This is a genomic window from Limnobacter litoralis, from assembly GCF_030160455.1.
GTDB classification, from domain to species: domain Bacteria; phylum Pseudomonadota; class Gammaproteobacteria; order Burkholderiales; family Burkholderiaceae_B; genus Limnobacter; species Limnobacter litoralis.
Map to the genome: position 1 here is coordinate 1 of NZ_BSOJ01000011.1, position 10,052 is coordinate 10,052.

The window sequence follows — 10,052 nt, forward strand, 5'->3', positions numbered from 1 at the left end:
CAAATCCCTCAACGGGAAGGCTGCATAGTTCGAGTTAACGTATCCATTAAACGAGGGCAAGGTCACAAAGTCCAGCCTGGTCTGCTAGCACTCTCAATGCGAAGGGAATTATTCGGCCATCAAGCTTGGACGTTGAGCTTGTGGGATTCCGAAGGAAATAAAGATGCTTTTGTTCATAGCTCTGTACATTTGATTGCAATGAAACAATCCGATCAGTTGCTCAAAAAAGCGAGGTTTCTGAACATATCTTGGTCTGGCAGGGTTGGCTGCTTAAGTTGGAAAGTTGTGCTGCCGTTGATGAAACACTCAAGGGAATATAGTTTAAAGTGTCAGACTCAGAAGATGGAATAAAAGTCTTATAAATGTAATATCCCGATGATATCTTACAAACACGACTTTGTTGTGATTTCGGAATCCTTTTAGGCTCCTTACCTGGGCACACTGAGGTGTGCCCATTTTTTTGTAAGTGGTCGGCCCACCTCCGACTGACCCTGATATAAAGGGTTTGCATGGCTCGTAGCTATTGAATCTTGCCGATAGGGTCAAGCTCATCAAGGTGGCTACGCACAGGTCCAATCGTTCCAATAAATATTCAGCTGCCTCGTTTTCGATCTGCATCGAGTGATGTTGATGATTTGGGCGACTGACGGTACCTTGGTTAGATGGTCGATTTTCTTTTTATTCTTACCAATAAATCAAATCAACCTTATTTTAGAAAATAAACTCTAATTCAAAATTATTTAAGAGTTAGATATAGGTATATTCATCTAGATTTTTTGTAACAAAAATTTAATATTCATTTTCTAATAAAAACAAATCCGTTTGTCTTTTCTTAGGGTAAAAAGAGCGCGATTCAATAATTTGTGCCGAGAACAACCATGAAAAGACGTGAATTTATAGGAATTACTGCAGCGGCAGGAACTTTAAGTGCCTGTATGGGAGGTTCTTCTCCATCTGGTTTGGTCAGTTCTACTGCTGGAATGAGTATCAATCCGTCTGAAGTGCGAAATGGTATGTCCTACTCCGATCGTATGGCCCTGCCTAAGCAACCGCTTCCAAATCCAACCGATTCCGGAATAGATCATATTGTATTGGTGGTTATGGAGAACCGATCATTTGATCACTTCCTGGGTTGGGTCCCAGGAGCAGAAGGTATGCAAGCTGGAAGGCGGTTCATGGATGCCTTTGGCAAAAGGCGAGACAGTTTTCAATTGTCAAAGAACCCAGACTACGGATTTCAAGGTTGCGGTAAAGCTGATCCAAATCACAGTTATGAAGCGGGTCGAATTCACCTGAATGGGGGTAAGATGGACGGCTTCTTGCTCTCCGCTGATACAAATAAAACCGAAGGTGATCTCTTTCCGATTGGATTCTATGGTGCCGAAGATCTCGATTTCCACCGAGAAGCAACGCTCAATTACACGGTGTGTGATTACTATTTCAGTGGCATCCTGTCTGAGACATACCCAAACAGAATCTATTTGCATTGCAGTGAGACCGATCGTTTAAGCAACACCTCAGCAACGATTTCGATACCCTCGATCTGGGATCGCCTGGCTGCAAAAAACATCACTGCCAATTATTTCTTTTCTGACATCCCATTCACTGCTTTGTTTGGGCAGAAACTCTTAAGTATTTCTCGTCCAGTGTCCGATTTTTATGGATTAGCGGCAGCCGGTCAGTTGCCCTCATTTTCCATGATTGATCCCAAGTTTGGAGGTGAGGATAACGGTGTGACCAATGACGATCATCCTCATGCCGATGTAAGAAATGGCCAAATCTTTTTGAATCAAATCTACGAAGCGCTGCGCAACAGCCCTCAATGGGATAAAACACTGATGGTGGTGGTGTGTGATGAATGGGGCGGATTTGCAGATCACGTTGTTCCTCCCGTTAGACCGGTATCAGCCGCAGAGGAGCAGCTTGGCAATGATGGGCGTCTTGGTTTTCGCACTCCTTGCATCCTATTAGGGCCCAAAGTCAAAGCGGCCAATGTTTGCAAATTGCCTTTTGATCCGAGTTCCATTCATGAACTTTTGCGTTGGCGCTTTGATCTAGAGCCGCTAGGGCCCCGCGCTTTGCTCAGCGATACTGTGAACTTGGCTCACGCTTTGGACTTCACGAGTCCAGCTCGTACCAATCCTCCTGTGTTTGAAGTGGCCCAAGGTGTGTTTGGACTGACCTGCCCAAGTGGTAATTCACAAGTTGATCAGGGGCTAAGTCAGGTGACCACCCCCGCAGTCGATGCAGTCAACAGTGGGGCACAGAAAATACTCAGTTCACCGCTCTCCACCCTTTATGACATGGCCCAACGTTTCGGATTTGCGCTGTAAAAACGTATTTGAGGTTAAATGATTATGTTGTTTAAGATGTTTAGCATTAATAGGCCTCCCCGCAGAGTACCCATCGTTTGGGCTGCTACAGCTATGCTGTTTGGGGCTGTGATGGTGTCTGGTTGTAATTCGGACACCAATAGTTCTAATGCGCTATCTTCGAATACTTTAGCCCCATCCAACGCGGCTTCTACTACTCCAGCCAATACCACCGCGAATCAGGTCAGCTCAACCGAGCAGCCAAGCGATGGTGAAGTAGCTGCTCCATCCGATCCAAAGCCCATTTGCCGTGGGAAAGCCTTCGATCCTAGTAATCCCATGAGTGCTGTGTGTAATGTCTTTGTTATTGTTTTAGAAAACAAAGATTTCAACACTACATTTGGTGAGTCAAGTCCGGCTCCATATTTGTCGAAGACGCTTACGAGCATGGGCGCATTTGTGCCAAATTACTACGGCGTTGCGCACAACAGCAATCCCAACTACTTGGCGATGATAAGCGGTCAGGGTCCAAATTCCCAGACTCAGGCCGACTGCCAGATTTATTCAGACTTTATTGGCAATAGCAATCTGGTCGATCCAAATGGACAAGCTATCGGTTCTGGTTGTGTCTATCCAGCTTTTGTGAAGACGGTTGTTGATCAGTTGGAGGAGAAAAAATTCAGCTGGATGGGATACATGGAGGACATGGGCAAAGACAAAAACCGAGAGGCTGCCACTTGTGCTCATCCAACGATTAATTCCCAGGACAACACTCAAAGTGCAACCGCTGCAGATCAATACGCTACTCGTCACAATCCATTTGTTTATTTTCACAGCATCATCGATGATCAAAACCGATGCAATCAACATGTAGTCAACCTGGACCGCTTACGGGATGATCTGCAGTCGCCTGACACCACTGCAAATTTTAACTTTATCGTGCCAAACCTCTGTAACGATGGCCATGACACCGCTTGCAAGAACGGTGACCCTGGTGGTTTGGTCTCTGCCGATGCCTTCCTTAAGCGGGTCGTGCCGACCATCGTCAATTCTCCAGCCTTCAAAGCTGGTGGTCTGCTAATTGTAACTTTTGATGAGGCTGATCTCACAGGTAATCCATCTCCCACAGGATTTAACCCTATAACAGGAAAAGCTGCTTCGTGTTGCAGCACCTTGCCCAATGTTTCGATTGATAGCCCCTTGCCCGGAATTGTGGGGTTCGGTGGTGGGCAAGTTGGCGCAGTAATGATTAGCCCTTTCATCAAGCCAGGTACGGTCAGTCAGACTGCATACAACCACTACAGTTTGCTTCGCAGTGTTGAGGATGGATTTAATCTGTCGCATTTAGGGTGGGCAGCCCAGAGTGGGCTGACCACTTTTGGAAAAGATATCTTCAAGCACTAAAAGGCAGTATCGAGTTGCACCATACCTTATTGATCACATGAGTCTGCGTAAATGAGAGAGCTGTGGTCGTTCTCAGCCACTTGGGGAGGTTGTGTTCCAATAGTCATTCATAATCGTAGTTGTTCATGGCGCGTTTAAACTTTTCAAGATCCTGCCTAGCACTGAGCCTTCTCGTTTGCATCACGTTTATAAACTCTTCGAAGGTTTTTGGTCAATCAGTGTTACCCGAGGTTCGAGTTGTCGACTCTGCCGGAATGGAAGATTCATTGTCGAACGAATTTGCTCAACACCAGTTACCAAGTTCAACTGTACTCAGGGACCTATTTAGCAGGGTGCTTGCGCCAACTTCGGACTATGGATCTATAGCCAATTTGACCCCTTCCTATCTCAGCACGGCCCCGAATGGAGACGGTTTTGATGCTGCAAAAAATGTGACGCTACGAGGCTTTACCGACAACCAATTCAACCTCACCGTTGATGGCGTTCCAATCGCCGATTTAGACACTTTAGGTCATCACTCAACCTCATTTTTTCCAGCCTTCACGCTTGACTCAGTCCGCGTAGATAGAAGCCCCGGAAGGGCAGATGCATTGGGTTTGGCCAGCATTGGAGGATCGATCAATCTGAGAACTCTCGAATTGCATGATCCTGCCTCTAATGCAGTATTCGGATCGCTTGGTAGCTTTGGCACACTCACTTCGGGGTTGATTTCCAGTTCAGGTAAACCCAAAGAAGTTGGTCAAACTGGTGTACTCGTGGGAGCCGAACATTCGCAAACAAACGGCAGTATTGCCAGATCGAATGGCCGTCAAGACAATGTGCTTTTAAAGTCGCAAACTTTAGTCAGTGAGGACAGCGTACTTACACTTCTCTATTTTGCCAACGACTACCACTTTTACAATCCACCCATGGTCACCACAGATCAATTGGCTGCTAATGGGGCAAGCGCGGGCTTTTCAAGTGACCCAAGCAATCCAAATTATTTTGGCTATGCTGCAACAAAACGGTCTGGTGACTTTGGTTATGTCAAGCTTGAGAAACTACTCAAAGACGGTCAGAACCTTGAATTGCTTGGGTATTCTTATTCCTACAGAAATCGCGGTTTAGGTTTGGCAGGGGGCGCCACCTCTTCTTCAATTGGGGGCACGGGAGCAAATCAAAATGACATCGCGGGTCGTTTGACCTCTACAAATTATCGAACCTACGGACTGAATTTAAAATGGCGGGATCGTTTGAGCCACCAGACAGATATTTCCGGTGGCGTCTGGATGGAACAGGGCCGTGAATCCAGTTATAGGCAATCGATCGATTTCACGACTGGGCAGCCTTATAACTCCCCCACATTTCAAAACAGTCCGGTCTTGTTTGACTTCACTTCTGAGTTAACTGTTTTTCAACCTTATGCATCAATCCAGATTCCGTTGGCCCAAGACTTCATTTTTTCTCAAGGCCTTAAAATCCAGCAAACCGAGCGTCGATTAACTGCTGCAGTATTACCAAATGGATTGCCTGGCGTTTCTGAATTAACAAAGAAGTACTCAAGCGCTTTACCTGATTCTAGATTGAGCTGGAAATTCCGCCCCGATGTACAAATTTATATTGAGTGGGCAAAAGGTGCTCAACTGCCCAGCCAAGCATATTTTTATTCAAAAGAGCCCCTAATGGGCAACCAGGCATCTCCGCAGACGTCCCGTGGAGGTCAATTGGGGTTGTTTCAGCAGTTAAAAGGCGGATATCTTCAGGCGGATTTGTACGATATTCGTGTAAATAACTTTATCGCATCCAGCTCGATCAACGGAAATACGGTTTTCACCAATCTCGGCCACGTGCGCTACAGAGGTGTGGAACTTGAATTCAAAGCAGAGCCCGTTTCGAGAGTCCGGATCTTTGGGAACTATGCCCGGATCTTTGCTACCTTTGAAGACAGCGGGATTGTAAGCTCGGTCCAGAAAGCTGGCGACAGGCTGCCCTTGGCCCCCACATTTCTCGGCGTTGCAGGTTTGTCAACTTATTACGGACCTTGGAGTGGTGCGTTGTTCACAAAAATTGTGGGCTCAGAATACCAGGGCCGTAAAGGATCATCTGAGGGCGTCAATTATTTGATGAACGGCTGGCGCTCTGTTTCTCTATCGATTTTCCGCCAATTCACCAACGATGCAGGCCACGATCCCTCGACAGTCGGTTTACTAGTCACCAATTTATTAAATCAACACTCCGTTACTGATATTGCAGGCCCCTCTGTTGCGGGTCCCAATCTCGTGAATATTCAGCAACCAAGAGCCTTGGCTGTGAGTCTGAGTGTCCCGTTCTGAAACGCCAAGGTTTGTCACAAATAATTCATAAAAGTCCCGCATCTACAGGCCTGTTTTTCAAGTAAAAACAGAATTAAAAAGTTAATCACGATCTCATCATGAAAGCAGTTTCCCTCACATCACATTTGTCTCTGTTCAGAATTTCCGCCACTGCGCTGGTTTGTATCGGGCTCTTATCTAGCTGCGGTAAATCTGCCGACGTTGTCTCTTCTGCTGCCACAGTGTCTGGGTCACAAATCTCCCCAACACAAACCACAGTGCCCACCGTGGCTGCAGTGTGTGGAAATACCGTTCCTGTCCCACAAAAAAAGTTCACTTACACGAATTCTGGCCTCCCACTTCAACCAATAGGTAATTTGGTCAATGTGGGCAACTTTCCGACCGGTGGCAAGCTAACGCCTGATGGTCGCTTTTTCTGGTCTGTGTCGGCGGGGCACGGGCTGAACGATGTTCAAATTGTTGATGTAAGCAATCAAAAGGTGAAACAGGTTCTGCCGATACCAGGTACCTACGGCCAAGTGGCTTTCTCACCGGATGGCAGCACCGCGTATGTTAGTGGGGAACCTCAGGGCGTGGTGAAGTCAAGCTCCAACGTAGGTGCGAATGGGGATGTGATCCACGTCTTTCACGTCGCCCAAGACGGCACTGCGTCTGAGCAACCTCCGATTAGCCTACCCAAAACCTACGGTGGTTATGGCCGCTTGTACGGGCTCCCACCCAATCCAAACATCAACAGTTTCCCGGTCGGGCTGTCGGTCAGCCCCGATGGCCACTATCTTGTGGTCGCATTGGAACTTGCAGACCAAGCAGTCATTTTTGATTTAAAAAACAACAACGCCAACCGCTTGGTACAGGTAGGGCATTACCCCTTCGGCGTTGCGATTGACCGGCAAAGTCAGTTCGCCTACGTGACGAATGCCTACGACGGTTCGATCAGTAAAATTGCTCTGAGTCAATCCACCACCAGCAACCCCCTGCCGACAACCATCACCGGTCTTGGGGGACCGTTTGGTGACAGAAACGCCCAGCCGCAAGGAATCGTCCAAGACCCCAAACGAGACCTGATGTATGTGGCAGTGACCAACAAGGATGGCGTGGCCGTCATTGATGAAAATGCTGGCAAATTGCTAAAGTTCATTAACCTTCAGCGCAAAGAAGGTGTGTTCGGCGCGCAGCCGATCGATTTGACCGTGTCGCCCGATGCCAACACGCTTTATGTGGCCGACGCCGGTGAAAACGCAATTGTGTCGATTGCGCTTTCAGATCGGAGCAGCGGTCAGACCAAAGCCTATGACATCATCGGCAAAATTCCAACCACCAGCTATCCAACCGGGGTGGGTGTCACAAATGATGGTTGCACTCTGGTTTACAACACAGCGCGAGGCCTGGGCGCCGGTCCTAATCCACAATACGGCGGAGCACTTCCTGCTAGGCTCAACAATGATCCATTGAAAGGCCCCTACCCAAGTTACGTGCCTGATATGTTGACTGGCCAGGTTGGTGTTACCCCTTTGCCAGATGACTCAGGCTTTAAGGCACTGCAGCCGATTGTAGATGCCGACATGTACCCTGAAAATCACGTGGCTCAGGCTCCTGCCAACACTCCGATTCACGGACCCTTGATCAAAAATGTCAACGGCGTTCCTTCTTATCTGCCAAGTGACAAAATCAAGTACGTGTTTTTGGTGGTTAAAGAAAACAGAACCTACGACCAAATGTTCGGTGCTGACCCCCGTGGAGATGGTGACCCTTCCTTGCAATTGATGGGAGACAACTGTGGTAAAAACTGCCCAACGGTCGATAAAACACGTCCGGGCGTGGGTCTCCGCAATGGTGTCACTCCAAATCAACACGCGCTGTCACGTCAGTTCGTATTGCTGGATCACTTCTTCGAGAACAGTGAAGTCAGTGTGGATGGCCACATAATTACAACCGGCGCTTACGCAACCAATTACAGTCTGAAGTCCATGCATACGGATTATTCGGGGCGTGGTCGGCCTGGCAATGAAGAAGGCGTTGTGCCAGTCTCATTTCCGCCAAAGTATTTCATTTTTGACCAGTTGGCATCGCAAGGCATCTCATTTCACAACTACGGTGAACTGTCGGGTGGTGCAAACCCTCTGGGTGGTGAGCCCGAGCGAACCCAATTTGCAAAGGTGCTGCTCAATACAAATGCCGCATTACCTGTGGGATTAAACTCCCTTATTAATCCATCTTTGCCTCGCCCTGGCAGTGCCACTTACGCCAGCAACGTTTATCTGGGATGCATCAGCTATCAGTCCGTTGGACCCTTTCAGGCACCTAACACGCCACTTTGCGCGTTCGACTCTGGTCTGGGTAAAACTCCACCACTGGCGCTCTCGCGAATTGATGCATTCAATGCCAATTTCTCCACCCAAGTGGCAGGTTGCAAAGCCAGTACGCTGGGTACGACAGCCTGCGGCGTTCCGCAATTCAACTACATGATCATGGTCAGCGATCACACCAACGGCACTGCAGTGGGTACTCGCGATCCGTTCGGTATGGCTGCCGACAATGATCTTGGTGTAGGGCAACTGGTCGACATACTTTCGCACTCGCCCATATGGCCACAAACAGCCATCTTCGTAATGGAAGACGATGCACAGGATGGTGCAGATCACGTGGACGCACATCGCGCGCCCGCCTTTGTGATCGGGCCTTGGGTCAAGCACGGCGGTCAAGTGATCAAGACCCGCTACGACCAATACTCCATGTTCAGAACCATCGAATTGATACTGGGTATGAACCCACTGTCTACTTATGACGCCATGGCCACCCCCATGTACGACGCATTCGCCGAGACACCTGACAACACACCATACTCAGCCATCCAGCCCGAGCAGGACATTGCTGCGGTAGTGACCCAGAACTCCACAATGGCAGCCATGTCTAGCTTGCTGCCATGGGATAAAACGGACGTGATTCCGGCGGAAATCAGCGATAGATTGCTGTACAGCTATGCCCGCGAGGTCAAAGGCTTGCCTGTTCAATTCCGCGCTGCTGGGCCGAACAAGTCAGCCTATGAACACAATCGGGCCGAAAACGCGATGGCGATTTTTAAGACCCTGCGTAATTATCCCTCCTTGGCGAAAAAGGCCCTGCGCTATTATCTGGTGGCTTCCCGAAAAGACGACGATGATTAGCCTCTTTCTTGAAGGTGTAAATATTTCAAGTCACACTGAAAACCCGGTCTAGATGTGCTGGTGGGGTTTTTATTTTCACCTTCAACTCTAAAGTCACCATATTGATACTATCCATGCTCGATGGTGACTTAGGGACACACTGATTTATTCCCCCGACTCCCTTGGGTCTACGCGGAGTTGAGTAAACTTGAGAATTCGCCATCACATCCAGAATCCATGAAGCAACGCTCTTTCTCTCAAGCCGAATACAGCGGCAAGAAGCGCCAGACTCGGCGTGATCGATTCCTTACGGAGATTGAGCGTATTACGCCTTGGAAAGAGTTGATTGCCGAGCTTGAGCCGCACTACCCCAAGCCCACGGGCCCAGGTCGTCCGCCTCGCGGTTTGGAGACTATGCTTCGCATGTACATCGCCCAGCAGTGCTTTGGTCTGTCCGACGAAGGCATTGAAGATGCGATCTACGACAGCATGGCCATCCGCAATTTTGTGGGCATTGATCTGAGTGTGGAAGAAGCGCCTGATGCTACGACCCTGCTGAAGTTTCGCCGTTTGCTTGAAGACAAACAGTTGACCAAACGTGTACTAGATGTCATCGAGCCAGGTCATGCAAGCGAATTGATTGGTGCCAACCCTGTGGAAGGCATGCCAGTGCAGTTCATAGGCTATAAAAAATCCAATCCCCAAAGCTTGAAAGACAGTACGGAACAAGCTGTTAAAGATCTCAGGCAAAAGGGTTTTAATACCGATCAGATCACTGTGCTCGCATTCAAGGGCGTTACAAGTTCAAGCATATTTGCTGCCTATTCTGACCAAATTGGACAGTGATTCTGGCTGAAACTGGACAGTCATTCCAGCTCAAA

General features: G+C 48.4%; 5 protein-coding genes and 1 pseudogene. All 6 read left to right on the forward strand.

Annotated elements, in window-relative coordinates:
• Nucleotides 1-351: hypothetical protein (locus tag QQJ87_RS05820; RefSeq protein WP_284280521.1), on the forward strand; the 351-nt coding region annotated here is incomplete at its 5' end.
• Between the two features lie 527 nt (nt 352-878).
• The gene (locus tag QQJ87_RS05825) at nt 879-2,333 is read left to right on the forward strand and encodes an alkaline phosphatase family protein (RefSeq protein WP_284280522.1); all 1,455 of its coding nucleotides are present in this window, start codon (nt 879-881) and stop codon (nt 2,331-2,333) included.
• A gap of 18 nt (nt 2,334-2,351) precedes the next feature.
• Nucleotides 2,352-3,716, forward strand: coding sequence for an alkaline phosphatase family protein (locus QQJ87_RS05830; protein WP_284280523.1), 1,365 nt, complete (start codon nt 2,352-2,354; stop codon nt 3,714-3,716).
• Between the two features lie 266 nt (nt 3,717-3,982).
• Nucleotides 3,983-6,028, forward strand: coding sequence for a TonB-dependent receptor (locus QQJ87_RS05835; RefSeq protein WP_284280524.1), 2,046 nt, complete (start codon nt 3,983-3,985; stop codon nt 6,026-6,028).
• A gap of 365 nt (nt 6,029-6,393) precedes the next feature.
• Entirely contained in the window at nt 6,394-9,192 is a 2,799-nt protein-coding gene (locus tag QQJ87_RS05840) for a bifunctional YncE family protein/alkaline phosphatase family protein (protein WP_284280525.1), read from the forward strand.
• A 216-nt stretch (nt 9,193-9,408) separates the two neighbouring features.
• Nucleotides 9,409-9,786 (forward strand): annotated as a pseudogene (locus tag QQJ87_RS05845) (transposase); the annotation flags it as partial.
• Between the last annotated feature and the right edge of the window lie 266 nt (nt 9,787-10,052).